The 16,593-nt window shown below is 58.1% G+C and carries 16 protein-coding genes; 12 read left to right on the forward strand and 4 right to left on the reverse strand.

The window, feature by feature from the left end; translation table 11 throughout:
• Window positions 1–212: 212 nt before the first annotated feature.
• Window positions 213–749 (reverse strand): MerR family transcriptional regulator, encoded by a 537-nt coding sequence (locus E3E12_RS02740; RefSeq protein ID WP_141442942.1) that lies wholly within the window; start codon window positions 747–749, stop codon window positions 213–215.
• A gap of 986 nt (window positions 750–1,735) precedes the next feature.
• Here E3E12_RS02740 and E3E12_RS02745 point away from each other — a divergent pair.
• Together E3E12_RS02745 and E3E12_RS02750 are read left to right on the forward strand one after the other, a co-directional pair.
• Window positions 1,736–1,954, forward strand: coding sequence for a hypothetical protein (locus E3E12_RS02745; RefSeq protein ID WP_141442943.1), 219 nt, complete (start codon window positions 1,736–1,738; stop codon window positions 1,952–1,954).
• Window positions 1,955–1,976: 22 nt separating this feature from the next.
• A complete protein-coding gene (locus E3E12_RS02750) occupies window positions 1,977–2,309 on the forward strand; it encodes a hypothetical protein (protein ID WP_149498238.1) in 333 nt (110 codons plus the stop codon).
• A 315-nt stretch (window positions 2,310–2,624) separates the two neighbouring features.
• Here E3E12_RS02750 and E3E12_RS02755 read toward each other — a convergent pair whose 3' ends face one another.
• Together E3E12_RS02755 and E3E12_RS02760 are read right to left on the reverse strand one after the other, a co-directional pair.
• Window positions 2,625–3,440 carry a DarT1-associated NADAR antitoxin family protein gene (locus E3E12_RS02755; RefSeq protein WP_141442945.1) on the reverse strand — a complete coding sequence of 272 codons (816 nt, stop codon included), beginning with the start codon at window positions 3,438–3,440 and terminating at the stop codon, window positions 2,625–2,627.
• Window positions 3,441–3,473: 33 nt separating this feature from the next.
• Window positions 3,474–3,785: a hypothetical protein gene (locus tag E3E12_RS02760; protein WP_141442946.1), complete on the reverse strand. Its 312-nt coding sequence runs from the start codon at window positions 3,783–3,785 to the stop codon at window positions 3,474–3,476.
• A gap of 650 nt (window positions 3,786–4,435) precedes the next feature.
• On the opposite strand from E3E12_RS02760, the gene fdnG reads away from it, so the two are divergent.
• The 10 genes from fdnG (at window position 4,436) to E3E12_RS02810 (ending at window position 16,130) form a co-directional block, all read left to right on the forward strand.
• A complete protein-coding gene (fdnG, locus tag E3E12_RS02765) occupies window positions 4,436–7,540 on the forward strand; it encodes a formate dehydrogenase-N subunit alpha (protein WP_141444016.1) in 3,105 nt (1,034 codons plus the stop codon).
• A 1-nt stretch (window position 7,541) separates the two neighbouring features.
• Window positions 7,542–8,597: a formate dehydrogenase subunit beta gene (gene fdxH / locus E3E12_RS02770; protein ID WP_141442947.1), complete on the forward strand. Its 1,056-nt coding sequence runs from the start codon at window positions 7,542–7,544 to the stop codon at window positions 8,595–8,597.
• Between the two features lie 2 nt (window positions 8,598–8,599).
• Complete coding sequence (locus E3E12_RS02775) at window positions 8,600–9,355, forward strand: formate dehydrogenase subunit gamma (protein WP_206338658.1); 756 nt, start codon at window positions 8,600–8,602, stop codon at window positions 9,353–9,355.
• Window positions 9,356–9,456: 101 nt separating this feature from the next.
• Window positions 9,457–10,548: a formate dehydrogenase accessory protein FdhE gene (gene fdhE, locus E3E12_RS02780; protein WP_141442948.1), complete on the forward strand. Its 1,092-nt coding sequence runs from the start codon at window positions 9,457–9,459 to the stop codon at window positions 10,546–10,548.
• Window positions 10,549–10,785: 237 nt separating this feature from the next.
• A complete protein-coding gene (locus E3E12_RS02785) occupies window positions 10,786–11,745 on the forward strand; it encodes a GNAT family N-acetyltransferase (RefSeq protein ID WP_141442949.1) in 960 nt (319 codons plus the stop codon).
• Window positions 11,746–11,793: 48 nt separating this feature from the next.
• Entirely contained in the window at window positions 11,794–12,300 is a 507-nt protein-coding gene (locus E3E12_RS02790) for an aminoacyl-tRNA deacylase (RefSeq protein ID WP_141442950.1), read from the forward strand.
• Between the two features lie 19 nt (window positions 12,301–12,319).
• The gene (locus E3E12_RS02795) at window positions 12,320–13,426 is read left to right on the forward strand and encodes a DUF475 domain-containing protein (protein ID WP_141442951.1); all 1,107 of its coding nucleotides are present in this window, start codon (window positions 12,320–12,322) and stop codon (window positions 13,424–13,426) included.
• Window positions 13,423–14,079: a ubiquinol-cytochrome c reductase iron-sulfur subunit gene (petA, locus tag E3E12_RS02800; protein WP_141442952.1), complete on the forward strand. Its 657-nt coding sequence runs from the start codon at window positions 13,423–13,425 to the stop codon at window positions 14,077–14,079. The genes E3E12_RS02795 and petA overlap by 4 nt, the downstream gene beginning before the upstream one ends.
• A 48-nt stretch (window positions 14,080–14,127) precedes the next feature.
• On the forward strand, window positions 14,128–15,426 hold the full coding sequence (locus tag E3E12_RS02805; RefSeq protein WP_141442953.1) for a cytochrome b: 1,299 nt from the start codon (window positions 14,128–14,130) through the stop codon (window positions 15,424–15,426).
• A complete protein-coding gene (locus E3E12_RS02810) occupies window positions 15,420–16,130 on the forward strand; it encodes a cytochrome c1 (protein ID WP_141442954.1) in 711 nt (236 codons plus the stop codon). The genes E3E12_RS02805 and E3E12_RS02810 overlap by 7 nt, the downstream gene beginning before the upstream one ends.
• A 23-nt stretch (window positions 16,131–16,153) precedes the next feature.
• On the opposite strand, the gene E3E12_RS02815 is transcribed toward E3E12_RS02810, so the two are convergent.
• The gene (locus E3E12_RS02815; RefSeq protein ID WP_141442955.1) at window positions 16,154–16,555 is read right to left on the reverse strand and encodes a hypothetical protein; all 402 of its coding nucleotides are present in this window, start codon (window positions 16,553–16,555) and stop codon (window positions 16,154–16,156) included.
• Window positions 16,556–16,593 lie beyond the last annotated feature (38 nt).

Genomic DNA, 16,593 nt, shown 5'->3' on the forward strand with positions numbered 1-16,593 from the left:
TAGTTCTTATTTTTCAGGTGATGAGTTTTTCTTTTCCGGTTGCGCAAACAGGATTTCAGCTGGATAACTGGCGTTGCGTTGGAAAAAATCTCTCCTTAAGGGTTCGCTCCAAGAAATATTTTAACCCTTCATTTGCAACCCAACCTACCACTCAAGAAAACTAATTTAATTTCCCTGCCGGCTAATCTTAAACCTCAGATTAAATTTGGCATTCAAGATGCAGATGTGTTTTCCTGTTTCTTTGTTGCAACACCTGTGAGGCCATCAATAATCCCACAACCGCTTACTTCCCCGTGGGGGCAAGCGGCAATCAATTTTCGTAACGCAGTGCGCAGTCGCTGGAGTTGGGCCAATTTGTCCTCAACTTCTTGCAGGTGCTTTTTAGCCAATTTGTGCACATCGGCCCTCTCCACCTCTTTATCGAGTGAAGGGCTAGCTAAAGGCTGATTGGCCCCCTTTTTGCGCGGTTCAAGTTTGGCCAGCCCTAGCAATGTCTTGATGTCTTCAAGGGCAAATCCCAAGGCCCGCGCACGCCTGATGAACTGCAGGCGTTCCACATGGCCCATGCCATAACGCCTGTAGTTCCCACCACCGCGCGGCGGTGCTGGCAGAAGACCGATGCGCTCATAATAGCGCACTGTTTCCACGGCGATGCCAGTGCTTTTAGCCACTTGCCCAATGCTGTAAGGGCCTGGTCCAATCAAAGGGCTTAAGGATGGGCTGGTGTGGTTTTCAGGTTGATTGGTCATTTTCCCCTCCCTGGGACAAGGGCACCTGCTCACGCCTTCAAAAGTACTGGGTCACAACAGGACCAATGTTGGGCACTGGGTTCAGGATAACAGAATGGCCCCCTAACGGTGTGACGTCATCATGACAGATTATCTTTCAAAAATGTCTTGACCCTGTAGCGGCTACAGACCCCACATTCAGTGTCAGCCATTCTGCATGGCCCTCACACCCGTGAGAAACCATATGTAAAGGAGATCATCATGGCTGATTCAAAATGCGGCTGCGGCCCTTCCTGCAAGTGCGGCCCTTCCTGCAAATGCTCTTCAGGCCATTGCGGCCCTGAGTGCGGTTGCGGTCCGGACTGCGCCTGCAAGAAGGCCTGAGGCTGAACTAAGCATGCTTCCAGGCAGCACTGCTTAAGCTTTGCTGCATTGAAGCTGTGAACCCCGCCCCTGTGAATTCAGGGGTGGGGTTTTGTTTGGAACCCACATTGTTTACAACACCACTGGTGATGGATTCCCACCAGCGCATGTTCTGAACCGGGCTTGGGCACAGCTGAGCTTTTGGCACAGCTGCCGGTTCCCTCCGCCCCCGTTCTGGCTGGTTCAAGGGAGTGCCGTTAAATGATGACGGAACAGCCTGGCTAAGTCTCTCTGGCCAGAGCCGCGTGCGTAACTGGTATGATTCCCACCCCATTCTTAGGGGCTATCATCTCAAGAATGCTGGTCGTTTCACGGCCCGCAACCTTTTAGGGGCTGACGTGCACCTTGGGAAGCATGGGCGGTTTTTTGGCCAACTGATCAATGCAGATACTGGGGGCTGGCGCCCTTTTGGTTATAGGCCGACTTGGCGCAAGAAGCTGGATGTCTAGTAAGCCTTCTTGGAAGTGGCTGGGCAGGCCCCGGCCTTCATAGGGACAAGGGGGTTTCCTGTTTGGGTGGCAACACTTCACGGATGCGCCTGATTACATGCTGGGCACGCGTGAAACGCCTGGGGTGCCCCTGTCTTGGAACGGGTACGGGTAGATGGCTGGGATTCCGTCCAGCCCCAAGACAGCCATCCTGGCAAAAGCTTTTTCCGCGGCACTGAAAATTACCGCAACCGCCTCTCAGGCGCCAATCTCAGCGTGGTACTCCCCAATTGGCCGGGGCAAGCGAACGCCTTGGGCGTGGTGGGCGTGGTGAATGTGTTTTATGTTGGTTACATGTTGGCGGGGGTTGGGTAAAACCCTGGAAGAACATGCCCCTTTGTTCGGGCTTCAAGTGGATGCCTACTCAGGAGGCAATGACCGCAGCACAAATGGTGCCGTGGGTACTTACATTGTGCCTTATGAGCCCAACACCTACTACATTGACCCCACGACCTCTCTAACGGGCAGCCACCTTGTGGACATCACCTCTTATGTTGAAGCAACGTTCCTCAAAGGACGTTTGATAGTACAGATGCGCCTGCCCCTGTACTGGCGTTACAGCAGCCATGACGCCTTTATTCTTATCTGCTCTCAGGGCCTTACACTTTGCCACGGCATTACGGAGCAAGCTTTGTGGGCTTGGCGCCCCAACTTGCCGCCACGGCCATAATCTGCCCTTATCTAACTTGGAGCCAGTAAGCGGCCCGTTTCAAGACAATCCACAGCCTTCACAAAGCGGGGGCCCATGACACGACCTATTACCAATTAAACTTCATTTTCCATTTCTGACAGGGAAAATGCACCTTATGAAACAAGAACAAGACAGTTGGTTCCAGAGGGCGCTACAAACTTTCATCAGCCCGCAAACCACCTCTGTGTTGAGTTCCATCGCCCTCCTGTTAAGTGTTGTTGTGGTAGTGTTGCAATGGATGCGGCTACCTCACCATGGCCCTTAGGATCCTGAACAACTGTCCCCAACGCCCTTTCAGCTGAAGCTAAACAGGTCAGGTTGACTTTCAGCGCCTTTGGCCTTTCCCACCACGCTGTCCAAATGGTGTGCCACCCCTGAAAGGCGCGTTTGGGGCAGATAACGGGTTGGTTCATGGGCCGTCACAACCGTGACGAAACGCTCAAAGCTCTCCAAAGCTGTGCTGAGCAACCCACGCCTGTGCAAAGCCAGCATAAGCGCCACTGTGCCTGCTTGGCAGGTCAGGGAAGCTTCAGGGGCCAAGGTTATTTCCGTGAATCCTTGGCAGCTTTCCAACGCACGCCATTGTGGCCCTGTCAAAGCTGGCGCTGCCACTAGGCAGTAAAGGTAATCATAACCTGCCACTACAGGGTAGCGGCGGCCTTCCACTTCCACACCACAAGGCAAGCCGTTCACGCGTGCGCTGTTGCGCTGATCCTTCAAGGATTCCCAAGGCGCCATTTGGTAAAGCTCAGGGAAGGGCCCAGTGCCAAAAGGCCCCTTGCCTTCATAAAGCTTGCTACCATTCCAGAGGCTTTCAAAGCTGGTTTCCAAAAGGCCCATGGCGCTTTCCACCCAGCAACGCAGATTGAATGGGCTTAAAACAGCACCGAGGGGGTCAGGGCTTTTGGTGGAGATCTCCAGAATGCGTTCTATGCCTTGCTCACGTGCAACTTTGTGAAGGGCAGCGACATTGGCGCGTTTCTCTTCAGGGCTTTGCCAGCCCTGCCATTCAAAAGACAGCACCACTGGCCTGACCAGAAAACCTGCCACCCCCAGGTCACGCTCACCGTCATCAAACATGGCGGCACGGTAAACCGTTCTTTGAACCATGGCCCTCTAGCTTGCTGGCTTTTGGAAAGGTGATTAGTGGGCGCGTTTTTCGATTTTGCGCGCACGGTCCACAATGTGGGCCGCTTCATCAGAGGTGATGGCCCAGGGGAAATCCTCAGCGCCCTGCCCAAGGGACAGGCTTTTCATACCATCGCCATAGCTGATGGTAGGCTGAAGCTGCTCCAAGGGCAGGTTTTCCACAATGGCTTTGCCACCAACACTGAAAGTCACGGCTGGACTTTGTTTGTCACGCGCGATGAAACGCGCCTGCGCCTTGGTCGGTTCGCCACGACCGTTCAGGAGGGTGGTGTCAAACAGATCGTCAAAACGGGTTTGGTCAGACATGGAAACGTTCCTGAAAGCTGAAATGAAGCATTATAGCATTATTAGAGGGAAGAGGGCCTGTGTAACGCGCCAGAGGTGTTCAGGGGAAGCAGACCGAGCTTGTTAAAGGCGCCCTTATCGCCCCCTATAAATGACAAAGCTGTAATGTGGCAGCCATGATTGCTCACCCCTTTGGTCGGGGGCAAGCCAGGCTTGGCCCACGGCCCCTGAAAACACTAAAACATGCGAGCACCCTAGGCACCCCCTCCTACCGGGGGTCTCTCTATCTCCTTCATTTCAGCTAGGTGGGCCCTGCTTTTCCACATCTTGGAAAATGGTTCTGGTTATCATGCCAAAATGACTTCAGCCCTCGTTGAACTGTCCACAGCACCCTTTTCCCGCACAGGGAAAAGGAAGGCAGATCCCTGCCAAAGAGGAGAAGATTGGTAAGGTTTCCCCTTCACCAAAACTGAAAAGGGGTATAGACATCAAAACATCATTATTTTCTCGCAACTGTTTCTAAAGTTTTCCATGTCAAAATAAGGCAAGGTGGGCTGCAGTGCGGAAAAGTGTCGTGGCGCGCAGGCACCACCATTCGTTGAGGTTCCGGGCTTCAAGGGCCAGCCCCGCGTGGGCGTGGCGTTTGAGGCTCCATCATGCAGGACAGATCCATGAAACTTGGGCGCAGGCAATTTCTCCGTGGCACCGGAACATGCGTGGCAGGCGCTGGAGCAGTGGCAATGGGGTTCACGCCGCCTTTCGCCCATGCCCTTGAAACCCGCCAGTACAAGCTTCTGCGCGCCAAGCAGACACGCAATAACTGCTGCTACTGCTCAGTTGGCTGCGGCCTGCTGATGTATGGCATGGGCGATGGTGCTATCAACGCCAAGGCGTCCATTTTCCATATCGAAGGCGACCCTGACCACCCCGTCAACCGTGGCTCCCTTTGCCCCAAAGGCGCTGGGCTGATTGACTTCATCCACAGTAAAACCCGCATCACCAAGCCAGCTTACCGCGCCCCTGGCGCTACGGAATGGCAGGACATCACGTGGGACAAAGCCTGCAAGCGCATTGCACGCCTGCTCAAGGACGACCGCGACAAGAACTTCGTTGAGCGCAACGAAAAGGGCCAGCTGGTCAACCGCTGGCTGACCACGGGCATGTTGGGCTCCTCCGCTGCCTCCAGCGAAACAGGCACCATCACCTGGAAGTTCGCGCGCGCCCTCTCCATGCTGTGTTTCGACAACCAGGCGCGAACCTGCCACGGCCCCACTGTGGCAGCGCTTGGTTCCACCTTCGGGCGCGGTTCCATGTCCAACAACTGGGTGGACATCCGCAATGCCGACATGGTGCTGGTGTATGGCGGCAATGCCGCTGAAGCCCACCCGGTTGGCTTTAAATGGGCTGTGCAGGCGCGCCTGCGCAACAAGGCTCCCATCGTTGTGGTGGATCCGCGCTTCAACCGCACAGCGGCTGTGGCAGACTTCTACGCCCCCATCCGCGCAGGCTCTGACGGCGCCTTCCTGCTGGGAATTATGCGCTACTTGCTGGACCACGACAAAATCCAGCATGATTATGTGCGCGACTACACCAACGCCTCCTTCATTGTGCGGCCAGACTACGAATTCTCTGAAGGGCTATTCAGCGGCTGGCAGGGGCCTGGCAAATACTGGCAGGACACCTACGACAAAACCTCCTGGAACTATGTTTTGGACAAGCACGGCTACGCCCTGCGTGACGAGACGTTCCAGAATCCGCGCTGCGTTATCAACCTGCTGAAAAAGCATGTGGAACGCTTCACCCCCGATGTAGTCTCCGAGATCTGCGGCACACCCAAGAAGGACTTCCTGACGGTGTGCGAGGCCATCGCCAGCTGCTCTGCCCCTGACAAGACCATGACATGGCTTTACGCGCTGGGCTTCACCCACCACACCAACGGCACGCAGATCATTCGCGGCTGCGCCATGATCCAGCTGCTGCTGGGCAACATGGGTATGCCTGGCGGCGGGGTGAATGCTCTGCGCGGGCATTCCAACATCCAGGGCTTCACGGATTTGGGGCTGCTCTCGCTGCGCCTGCCTGGCTACATGAACCTGCCCCCAGACCACCAGCAGGACCTGCAGAGCTACCTGACCGAGCACACGCTTGAGCCTGAAATGCCCTTCCAGGTGGATCTGTGGCAGAACTTCCCAGCCTACTTCGTCTCCCTGATGAAAACGCTGTGGGGCGACAAGGCCCAGAAATCTAACAACTGGGGCTATGACTGGCTGCCGAAATGGGACCAGTCCTACGACCTGCTGGCCGTGATGAACATGATGGGCGAAGGCAAGCTGAACGGCTACATCGCCCAAGGCTTCAACCCTCTTGGCTCCTCCCCCGACAAAAACGAGACCACGCGCGCGCTTTCCAAGCTCAAATTCCTCGTCACCCTCGACCCGCTCAACACGGAGACGGCGAACTTCTGGAAGCACACGGGCGAATACAACGACGTGCCGACAGCGGACATCAAAACAGAGGTGTTCCGCCTGCCCACCACCTGCTTCGCTGAGGAGTATGGCTCCATCGTGAATTCAGCCCGCTGGCTGCAGTGGCACTGGAAAGGCGCGGACGCCCCTGGCGAGGCCTGGGGAGACATGAAGATCCTCTCGCGCATTCTCCATGAACTGCGCGCGCTCTACCGCAAGGAAGGGGGGCCCGGGGCGGCTTCCGTCCTCAACATGCAGTGGAACTACCAGGACCCGCTGGAGCCCACGCCTGAGGAAGTGGCCAAGGAAAACAACGGCTACGCTTTGGAGGACATTAGAGACGCCCACGGCAACCTCCTCCTCAAGCGTGGGCAGCTTTTGCCGGATTCGCTGCATTTCCGCGCTGACGGCAGCACCAGTTCCTTCAACTGGGTGTTCGCTGGCTCCTGGACGGAAGCCGGCAACCAAATGGCGCGCCGCGACAACGCTGACACAGGCTGGGGCTGCACCCCAGGTTGGGCGTGGGCGTGGCCGGACAATTGCCGCGTCCTCTACAACCGTGCCTGCGCCGACCCCATGGGCAAGGCTTGGGACCCCCGCAAGCAATACATTTTCTGGGATGGCGAGAAATGGACAGGCGCTGATGCGGCCGATTACCCCGTCAACCAGCCCCCTGGCCCCAACGCCCCTGGACCCTTCATTGACCTGGCTGAGGGCGTGGGCAGGCTGTTCACGTGCAAATCATTGGTGGATGGCCCCTTCCCTGAGCATTACGAGCCCATGGAAACCCCATTGGAGAAGCTGCCCTACCCCACCAAGACCATGCATGACCCGGCCGTTCGTCTCTATGAGCAGGCCAAGGCCCGCATGGGCAGCCCGAAGGACTTCCCCTATGTGGCGACCACCTACTCCATCACTGAGTTGTTCCGCACCTGGACGAAACATGCGCGCATCAACGCCATCCTCCAGCCGCAGCAATTCATTGAGGTGAGCGAGGAGCTCGCCAAGAGCCTGGGCATCGCGCCTGGCGACCAAGTGAAGGTCACTTCCCACCGCGGGTACATCAAGGGCATCGCCGTGGTGACCAAACGCATGGGCAAGCTCAACGTCATGGGCAAGGCCCTTTACCAAATTGGCGTGCCTTCCAACTGGGGCTTCATCGGCGCCACTAAGCCTGGCTTCCTCAGCAACACCCTGACGCCAGCGGTGGGTGACGCTAACACCCAAACGCCTGAATTCAAGGCGTTCCTGGTCAACATTGAGAAATCAGGCCCTGGCAACGCAGCCCTGGCCAAAAAGGAGGGCGTGTGAGATGACGCTGCAATCCCAAGACGTTATCCGCATTTCGGCAACCAATTCCCTGACCCCAGGTCCAGATGCGCGCCATTTTGAGGAGCGCGTCACCAAGCTCATTGACGTTTCCATCTGCACGGGCTGCAAAGCCTGCCAGAGCGCCTGTGACGAATGGAACAACCTCCGTGACAAGGTTGGCGTCAATGACGGCACCTACAATGACCCGTTTGACCTTTCGGCTGAGACGTGGACCGTCATCCGCTTTGATGAGCATGTCGATGAAAACGGCAAGCTTGAGTGGCTCATGCGCAAGGATGGCTGCATGCACTGCGAGGAGCCAGGCTGCTTGAAGGCCTGCCCCTCCCCAGGCGCTATTGTGCAGTTCGCCAACGGCATCGTTGATTTTGAATCAGAACACTGCATTGGCTGCGGCTATTGCATGATTGGCTGTCCGTTCAAAATCCCGCATGTGAGCGAGAAGGACAACCATTCCTACAAATGCACCCTCTGTTCTGACCGCGTGGCGGTTGGGCAGGAACCTGCCTGCGCCAAAACCTGCACTACAGGCGCCATTTCATTTGGTCAGCGCCAAGACATGCTGAATCTGGCTGAGGAACGCGTAGCGGGCCTCAAAGCACGTGGCTTCCCCAATGCTGGCGTCTACAATCCGCCAGGGGTGGGGGGGACGCATGTGGTTTACGTCCTCCAACATGCGGACCAGCCTGAAATTTACCATGGCTTGCCCAAGAACCCCACCATCAGCCCTGTTGTGCTGGGTTGGAAAGACTGGCTGCGCCCGCTTGGCGCACTGGGCTTCCTGGGCACCATAGCAGCCTTTGGCGCCCATTACCTGGCCGTTGGCCCCAACACGGACGCCCACGCAGCGCCCATCGCCACGGAAACTGAAGACAAGCTCAAGCGTGAGGAAGGCGTGGTGGATGAAGCTGACGACGCCTGGGAGGAACGCGTCCTTGACCATTGGCAGGATGTCGCCAATGAGGACGCTGCCAAAGCCCAGCAGGCTGAACGCCATTCCCAAGACGATGACCACGACCACGGCAAAGGGGGGAAATGACCATGACGATGCCTGACACCGACAAGAAAGTCATCCTGCGCTGTGATTGGACAGGGCGTGCGCTTCACTGGCTCAATGTGTGCGTTTTCGGCCTGGCCGTGTTCAGCGGTTTGTCATTCTACTTCCCCAGCCTGGACTGGATGGGGCATTTGCTTGGCCCAGGCCAGCTGGCGCGGACCCTTCACCCCTTCATGGGCATCGCGGCTTTCTGCTGCCTCATGTTCATGTTCATGAAGTTCGTCCATCACAACATACCCAACAAATATGATGTGCTTTGGTTCAAGAACATCATCCCCATTCTTGAAAACAAGCATAATGTCGATCTGCACATCGGCAAGTACAATGCTGGCCAGAAACTGCTCTTCTGGTGCTTGATGTCCCTTATCTGGGTCCTGCTTCTCAGTGGGTTGGTCATTTGGCGCAAATACTTCGCCAACCTGTTCCCCCAAAGCGTGGTCCAGATTGCTGTCCTCGTCCATTCCATGGCGGCAACCATCATCATTCTGCTGGTCATGGGGCACATCTACTTCGGTTTCTGGGTCAAAGGCTCCATCACTGGCATGGTCACGGGGTGGGTCACGCGCCGTTGGGCCCGTGTTCACCATGACCGCTGGTTTGAGGAAGTCATGCGTGACGAGGCTGACGAAGTAACGGCGCGCATCAAGCACAAAGACGTCCTGCGCCCTGAAGGCGTACCGCCAAGCAGCCATCCCCTCACCCATCCTGAAGCCTCGCTGAAAACCATCGACAAGCACTGAGGCCCCCTGCCCCCACAGCGCCCAACCAGCCCCGCACCCTGCCCTGGCGTGCGGGGTTTCTGCACCAGTCCTCCGTTTCCAACATCCTGTTTAGAGCTGCCATGACATCCCAACCCACCAACGACCCCAAGCAGACCAACCGTGCCCAGCCAAACGGCGCCGCAGCGCCCCAGGAAGATACCGCTAACCGCCAGGCCCTCAAGGAGGTGCAGATCAAGCGCCTGCAAGGCCAGAAGGAGCATGTAGGCGCCGCCAAGCGCCGTGCCCCAGCCACCTTGCCCAATGACCAACCAGACACAGCCACCATGGATGCCGTGCCCCCTATCGAAGGCATCCTCTCACCCCAATTGGGGACCCTCTATGAACGCCGTCTGGCGCAATTCAAGAAACTGGCGTTGGAGGCTGGCGAAACTAACGGGGGGCCCTATCTGGGCTTCCTGGCTGTTTTGACGGCAGCGCAGCGCAACCTGCTTCAAACAGCACCCTTGCCGGCTGGAGCCATGGCCACCATGCAGGCTTGGCTGAACATGGAACGCATGCCTAATGCGGCGGAATTGGCAGCGGCCACCTTCTGGCAGGTGCTTTTCAAGCGCCTTGTCATGGATGTGTCCCCCCTTCTGACCCCAGAGCACGCTCAGCGCCTGCATGACCTGGCTGCTGACAGGGCAGCGCTTTCCCAACAGGCGGCCAGCCTGCTTGCTGGGGACTTCCTCTCTGTCGATGGCGCGGTTTCCGCCCCTCTCTGGGCGGCCCTCTCCCTGGCCTGGGCGCAAGGGGCGCAGCGCCTGCTGGCGGATGAGAACGCGCGCGAAGCCCGCACCAAGACCCCTTCCGTGGCGTGCCCCGCCTGTGGCGGGCTGCCCACGGGTTCGCTTCTCATGGGGGGCAAGCGCGAAGGGCTGCGCTACCAGCATTGCGCCTTGTGCGAAACCCGCTGGCACCGCGTGCGCTCTGTCTGCACCCAATGTGGCGATGGGCAAAGCATGGATTACTGGTCTGTGGATGACCGCGAAGCCCCCATGGAGGTGGAAAGCTGTGGCCAATGCCAAACATACGTAAAAGTGTTCAGGTTGGACCGTGCCCCTGACCTAGAACCAGTTGCCTCTGACTTCGCTTCCCTCATGCTGGATGACGCCGTGGGACGTGAAGGATTCACCCGCGCCACCGTTAACCCCTATGCGCTGCCTGTTTAAAAAAGCCACTGTAAAGTGGGAGAACACGGCAAAGGGGCAAACTCTGGGGATGTCCCCAGTCTTTCCAGGCCAGCCCCAACACTGCAGAGAGGTCATGACGTCAGCAGCATAGTGCTTTATACCAGGAAAGCTGGAGTAGACTTTCCCAGGCCCTGTTGAACCAATGCGTCCCAGTGTTTGGCCAAGGTCCTGTTCCGTAGTTTGTGCCGTGTGGCACTGCCCCTTGAAGGAGCGGTCATGACAGACGCCAACTCCGTTTCACCAACTGTTGCCAAGTCCCCCAAAACAGGCACTGCAACAACCTTGGCAGAAGCGGCGCCTGCCACTGGCGCGCTGGCTTTCGCTCAGCGGCTGCGCGCCGCGGACCATGCTGCCCCCCCAACCCCACCCCAGAAAGCACCCTCAGCGCCCTCAGCCCTGGCTGAACCAGCCCAAGAGGTGACCCTGGAAGAGCCCGAAGCTGAAGAGCCTGAAGAGGCCCAGAAGACGGTTTCTGAGAACATCTCTGAATCCGTCTCCGGCAATGTGTTTGAGCCAGACAAGGTTCCTCGTCACCGCAAGCGGCGCACCCTGCCTGAAATCCTTCATTTGAGCTTCCGCAAACATGCACCCAATGATGAATTGGTCAAGCGCCTGCGCCGCGACCCAGGCCATGCGGACTGGCCCGTTTTCGGCACCCGCCTGGTAGCGTGCACTTTTGAGAAGCACGGTCAGGCGGTGGCGGATATCATCAACCACGCCATTCTGCACAGCACCTCTGTCTATGAATACGCCCCCCTTTCCCCTGCGGAGGTAAAGGAGTGGTTTGCCCAGCGCGCCAAAAACAGCGTTCCCGTCATTGGCCTGGAAGACGCTGACGGGCTTTTGCTGGGTTTCGCCAGTTGGGGCCCTTACAGGCATGAACGGGCTTACAAATACACGGTCGAACACAGCATCTATGTGCGTGATGGTTACCGGGGCCATGGCTTTGGGCGCATTTTAATGGAAAACCTGCTGGCCGCCGCACGCAAGCGCCAAGTGCATGTCATGATGGCCGCCATCGATGCAGGCAATGTCGGCAGTTGTGCCCTTCATGACAAAATGGGTTTCCGCCTGGTGGGAACGCTGCCTCAGGTCGGTTTCAAGTTCGGACGGTGGCTTGACCTGGCGCTTTACCAGATCATCCTTGACGGCCCACCCCATCCCATGGACGGTTAACCAGCAGCGCTGCCTGCCATTGCTTCCCACAACAGGATAGAAAGTGCCATGACTGCCACCCCAACTGCACCACAGGCCCCCACCGCTGCCACACGCTTCCTGGAAGCCAGTGGCATTCCCCATGAGGTGCGCTCTTATGCGTACGCTCCTGAAAAAGGCCACATCGGCGAACAGGCCGCCACAGCCATTGGGGAACCGCGTGAAGCTGTGTTCAAGACGTTGGCTGGCAAGATTGACCGCAAAAGGCCCTTTTTTGCCCTCATCCCTGTTGATGACAGGGCCGATTTCAAGGCCATCGCTGCTGCCATGGGAGGCAAGAACGCCAAAATGATGCAGCCTGGGGAAGCGCATGAGCGCACAGGCTATGTCCAGGGGGGGACAACACCCTTGGGCTCGCAGGAGCCATTTCCGGTTGTGCTTGACGAAAGCGCCCTCAAACAACCACGCATCTGGATCAATGCTGGCGCGCAAGGTCTTTTGGTGGCTGTCAGTCCTGAAGACCTCAAAGGGCTTCTCGACCTGACCATTGCTCCCATCACCCAACCTGCTGGATGACCGCGCCTTGAACGAACGCATGACTGATGCCCCAACCAAGCCCCAACCTTCCTCTTGGCTGAAGATCTTCGGCAGCAGCATCGCAGTGTGCGTCTTGGCGCTGGCTGCGGCTGGTTGGGTGGGTTGGCAGGAAGCGAGTGGCGGGCACGCCGCCCATGTTCAGGCAACCCTTTCCGCGTTGGCCAGTTGCGCGCTTTTAGGTGTGCTGGAGGTGTCGCTTTCCTTTGACAATGCGGTGGCCAACGCCACAGTGCTGCGCCGCATGACGCGCCCTTGGCAGGACGCGTTCATGACGCTTGGCATGTTGGTTGCCGTCTTTGGCATGAGGTTGGTGTTCCCGCTGGCCATCGTGGCTGTTGCAGGGCATGTCTCCATGCGCCATGCCCTCATGCTGGCGTTGCATGACCCAGCCCGCTACGGGACCATCCTGGCTTCTGCGCATGATGGCATCATGGGGTTTGGCGGTGCTTTCCTCATGATGGTGGGGCTGAACTTCTTTTTCCATCCTGGGAAACACCTGCATTGGCTGGGCTGGCTTGAACGGCCAGCACGCTTGGCGGGAGGGGTACCGTGCATCAGCGCCATCACTACCCTGCTGCTTCTGCTTATAGTCAAAAGCCTGCTGCCACCCTCTGGAAGCAGCGTTTTCCTGAGCGCCGGCTGCTGGGGCATTGTGCTGTGGGGCATGGTGGAAGGCGTCAATCACCTCCTTGGCGCTGCGGAACCTGAAAGCGCCCAAGGCAAAAGCCCTGCACGTGGTGGATGGCGCAAGGGGCTGGGGCTGTTCCTCTACCTGGAGGTGCTGGACGCCTCCTTCAGTTTTGATGGTGTGATTGGCGCCTTCGCGCTTTCCAACAATCTGCTCATTATTGCTCTTGGCCTTGGCATGGGTGCCATGGTCATCCGCGCTCTCACTCTCATGCTTGTGGAACGCGGCGTGCTGGAGAACTTCCCCTACCTGGAGCATGGGGCCTTCTGGGCCATTACCGTCCTGGCGGCCATCATGATGGTCAGCACCCGTTTGGAGGTGCCCGACATCATCACAGGCACCATGAGTGCCCTCATCATCGGGGCGTCTCTCCTCTCCTCCATCAAAGCCAAGGCTAAAGGGGCCACGTCACCATGACGGACAGCGACAGCCCTCCATACCATCAGGACAACCCTACTGACGGGCATTATGGCCGGCGGCGCGTTCTGGGCACAGCTGCAGGGGTGGTGGGGTGCGCTGGACTGTGCGCCGCGTCATGGCCCTTTCTTGACTCGCTCAATGGCCCCCACAGCGCTAAGGGACGCCAAACCACTTTTGAACCTTTGGACATCGACCTGTCCAACCTTGCTCCAGGCAGCCATCGCCAATTGACATGGGGCAATTTGCCTGTTGCGGTGACCCACCGCACCAAGGAGCAAATCAAGGCCCTGACGCAACCAACTCTGCTTGCCCAACTGCGTGACCCAACCTCCCGCAGCAGGCAGCAGCCTGCCGATTGCCGCAACCCTTGGCGTTCCCTTGTGCCTGACTATGGGGTGTATGTTGGCATCTGCACTCACCTTGGCTGCGTCACACGTTTTCGTAATCTTGAGAATGATCCACCAGCAGGGGGTTTTTTCTGCGGCTGCCATGGCTCATGGTTTGATGGTGCGGGGCGTGTGCTCAAAAATGTCCCTGCTGCCTACAATCTGCCTGTGCCACCAGCAACGCTTCTGGCGCCTACGATGCTGCGCCTGGGCCGCAGTGCCGCTGATCCTGCCTTCACTATGGCCAGCATTGAACGGATGTGAAGGGCGTGCCTGCCTCTTATTCTTACCCTCATGACGGAAAAGCCGCCCATGCCTTCCAACCCACCTGACCAGACAAAGCAACTGGATGTTTGGGAACGTGCCCAGGCCGAGCTGAAGGGGGAGGAGGATTTCTGCAGGCGCCTGGGACGGCAAGTGGGCCACGCCTTTACCCAATGGCTGAACCAGCGCCTACCTTTTTTGGGGACGGCATGGCGCCATATGCGTGATTACCCCATGCCTGCCGTCAACTGGTGGTGGACATTGGGTGCTTGCCTGATGATGCTGGTTGGCCTGATGGTGGTCAGTGGCCTTTTCCTGGCGGCCAACTACAATCCAGCCCTAGTGGGTGCTTTTAGCAGCGTTCAGGACGTCAACCGTCACGTCCCCTGGGGGTGGCTTGTGCGCAACAGCCACGCCGCAGGGGCCAGTCTGTTGTTCGCACTGCTTTACCTGCATATGCTGCGCGGCCTGTTTTATGGCAGCTACCGCGCCCCGCGCGAGCTTGTCTGGTGGTCAGGGCTGGTGATGATGCTGGCCTTCATGCTGACAGCCTTTGCTGGCTACGTCCTGCCATGGGGGCAGATGTCCTATTGGGGGGCGGAGGTCATCACCAGCGCTGTGCGTTCCCTGCCTGGCGTGGGGCAGGTGCTGGCTGGCTGGCTGCTTGGCCATGACAATGCCCCCAATGGCCTGGGTGCAGTGGCGCTGCGCCGCTTCTACCTTCTCCACGTTGTCATGGGGTTTGTGCTGTGTGGCCTCACCATGGTGCATGTCGTGGCGTTGCATGGCGTGGGTTCAAGCAACCCTACCCTTGAAGGGCGGCACCCTGACCTCCGTAAAGAGCCTTTCTGGCCCCGCTATGCCCTGCGCGACCTTCTGGCCTGTACAGTCACCGTGGCGTGCGGGGTGGTGCTGGCCTGCCTGCTGCCAATGTTGGTTTACAAATCAGAAAACCTGTTGCCTGCCAATGCACTGAAAACGCCTGAACACATTGCACCAGAATGGTACCTTGCACCTTGGTTTGCCATGTTGCGCGCCATCCCTTCTGAATTAGGCGGCCTCACTGTGGCTGCCGGCTCTATCCTGGTGTTGTTTGCACTGCCATTCCTCGATGGCAGCTGCCCAACCACGCCAACACGCTTGGTGCGCCGCCTGGGCTGGGGGGCCTTCGCAGTAGCCTTCCTGGTGTTGGCTGTAGCAGGTGAACAGGTTCCCAGCGCCTTGGGGCTGGCGCTTTCACGCGTAGCGCTGGTGGTGTGGTTTGCCGTTCCCTGCCTGGTGGTGCCTTTGTGCGCTTGGTTGGACAAACGTTGTGACGCGGGGCAGCAGACCCCCAAGCTATGCTGAAAGAGACCACAGCCATGCATCCTGCCCTATTTCAGCCTTCCAAGCCCTTGCTGCTCATTCTGGCCGCCATGCTGGCGTCAACCTTTCCAACAGCAACCTTGGCTGCCCCGCCACAGCTTGTGGGCGCCACCCAGAAAGGCGCTGGTGTGTTCGTGCAGACTTGCAGCGCCTGCCACGGCATGGAGGCGCTGCATTACAGTGACTTGGCGCGCTTGGCACCCAGCCTAGCACCCCAGGTGGAAGCCATGGCCAAAGCACGCCACCAAAACATGGATGGCTCCATTACATCCCCTTACCCTGATGGGGCTGCGGCGCGCGCCGCCAACTGGGGCGATGCCCCCCCAGACCTTTCCAACATTGCAGCCACCATCAAGGGTGGCTGGTACTACATCCAAGCCATGCTGACGGATTACCGCCCAGCGCCGCGGGGCGTTTCCATGGTGCCAGGCAATTTTTACAATCCCATCGCCATGACCCACCACCGCCATTTCCACATGAAGGCGCCCTTTGCAGGGCTGTCCCCTGCTGAAGCCAACCAAAAAGCTGCTGATGTAACAGCGTTCCTGCGCTGGAGTGCCAACCCCCACCGCACCACCGCGCATGTCGTGGCCTGGTGGGGGTTGGGGTGGTGTGCCCTCATGGCAGCGCTTATTGGGGGAATGCTGGCGTGCCTACCAAGGCGGAAGCCACCTGCCAAGACCTGAATACCCCTTTTAATGACCTAAGGTCATTTGGGTTGGCCTTCCTCACTTTTGGGACCTTTTGTCCAGCGGCGCCAAAAGCACAGCTTATCCATGACCTTTTTTTTACGCGCCTGGTAACGGGATTTAAAAATGGCTTTGATCATGGCCATCCTTTTATCCTCAAGAGCTTTGGACAAAGCTTTACGCGCCTCTTCAGACTGAGCGTCACGCGCAGTTTTGTACGGCCCTTGCTTAAGGCGCCATGAATCGGCAGGCAAACCTTCCTGAAGGAGCTGCGCCCGTAGCTGGGCTGCCTGGGGGCCAGTTGGTTCGGCCACAATGTAAAACTGCCCTTTCTCTTTTGAAATGCGGCATTGCAGCTGGACTTGAGGTTTGGTGGGGGGCGCCTCTTTTTTGGTGCGTTTGAACAAGGCAGGCAGTTTCATCACGTCATCCTTGGTAAGACCGCCCCTTGGTAGGACGG

Origin of the sequence: Formicincola oecophyllae, from assembly GCF_006542395.2 — a bacterium.
In the GTDB taxonomy this organism is placed as follows: domain Bacteria; phylum Pseudomonadota; class Alphaproteobacteria; order Acetobacterales; family Acetobacteraceae; genus Formicincola; species Formicincola oecophyllae.

Bases quoted from the DNA above. Each gene is read 5' to 3' on its own strand.
- E3E12_RS02740 (WP_141442942.1), bottom strand. From the start codon at position 749: ATGACCAATCAACCTGAAAACCACACCAGCCCATCCTTAAGCCCTTTG.
- E3E12_RS02755 (WP_141442945.1), bottom strand. From the start codon at position 3,440: ATGGTTCAAAGAACGGTTTACCGTGCCGCCATGTTTGATGACGGTGAG.
- E3E12_RS02760 (WP_141442946.1), bottom strand. From the start codon at position 3,785: ATGTCTGACCAAACCCGTTTTGACGATCTGTTTGACACCACCCTCCTG.
- fdnG (WP_141444016.1), top strand. From the start codon at position 4,436: ATGAAACTTGGGCGCAGGCAATTTCTCCGTGGCACCGGAACATGCGTG.
- fdxH (WP_141442947.1), top strand. From the start codon at position 7,542: ATGACGCTGCAATCCCAAGACGTTATCCGCATTTCGGCAACCAATTCC.
- E3E12_RS02775 (WP_206338658.1), top strand. From the start codon at position 8,600: ATGACGATGCCTGACACCGACAAGAAAGTCATCCTGCGCTGTGATTGG.
- fdhE (WP_141442948.1), top strand. From the start codon at position 9,457: ATGACATCCCAACCCACCAACGACCCCAAGCAGACCAACCGTGCCCAG.
- E3E12_RS02785 (WP_141442949.1), top strand. From the start codon at position 10,786: ATGACAGACGCCAACTCCGTTTCACCAACTGTTGCCAAGTCCCCCAAA.
- E3E12_RS02790 (WP_141442950.1), top strand. From the start codon at position 11,794: ATGACTGCCACCCCAACTGCACCACAGGCCCCCACCGCTGCCACACGC.
- E3E12_RS02795 (WP_141442951.1), top strand. From the start codon at position 12,320: ATGACTGATGCCCCAACCAAGCCCCAACCTTCCTCTTGGCTGAAGATC.
- petA (WP_141442952.1), top strand. From the start codon at position 13,423: ATGACGGACAGCGACAGCCCTCCATACCATCAGGACAACCCTACTGAC.
- E3E12_RS02805 (WP_141442953.1), top strand. From the start codon at position 14,128: ATGCCTTCCAACCCACCTGACCAGACAAAGCAACTGGATGTTTGGGAA.
- E3E12_RS02810 (WP_141442954.1), top strand. From the start codon at position 15,420: ATGCTGAAAGAGACCACAGCCATGCATCCTGCCCTATTTCAGCCTTCC.
- E3E12_RS02815 (WP_141442955.1), bottom strand. From the start codon at position 16,555: ATGAAACTGCCTGCCTTGTTCAAACGCACCAAAAAAGAGGCGCCCCCC.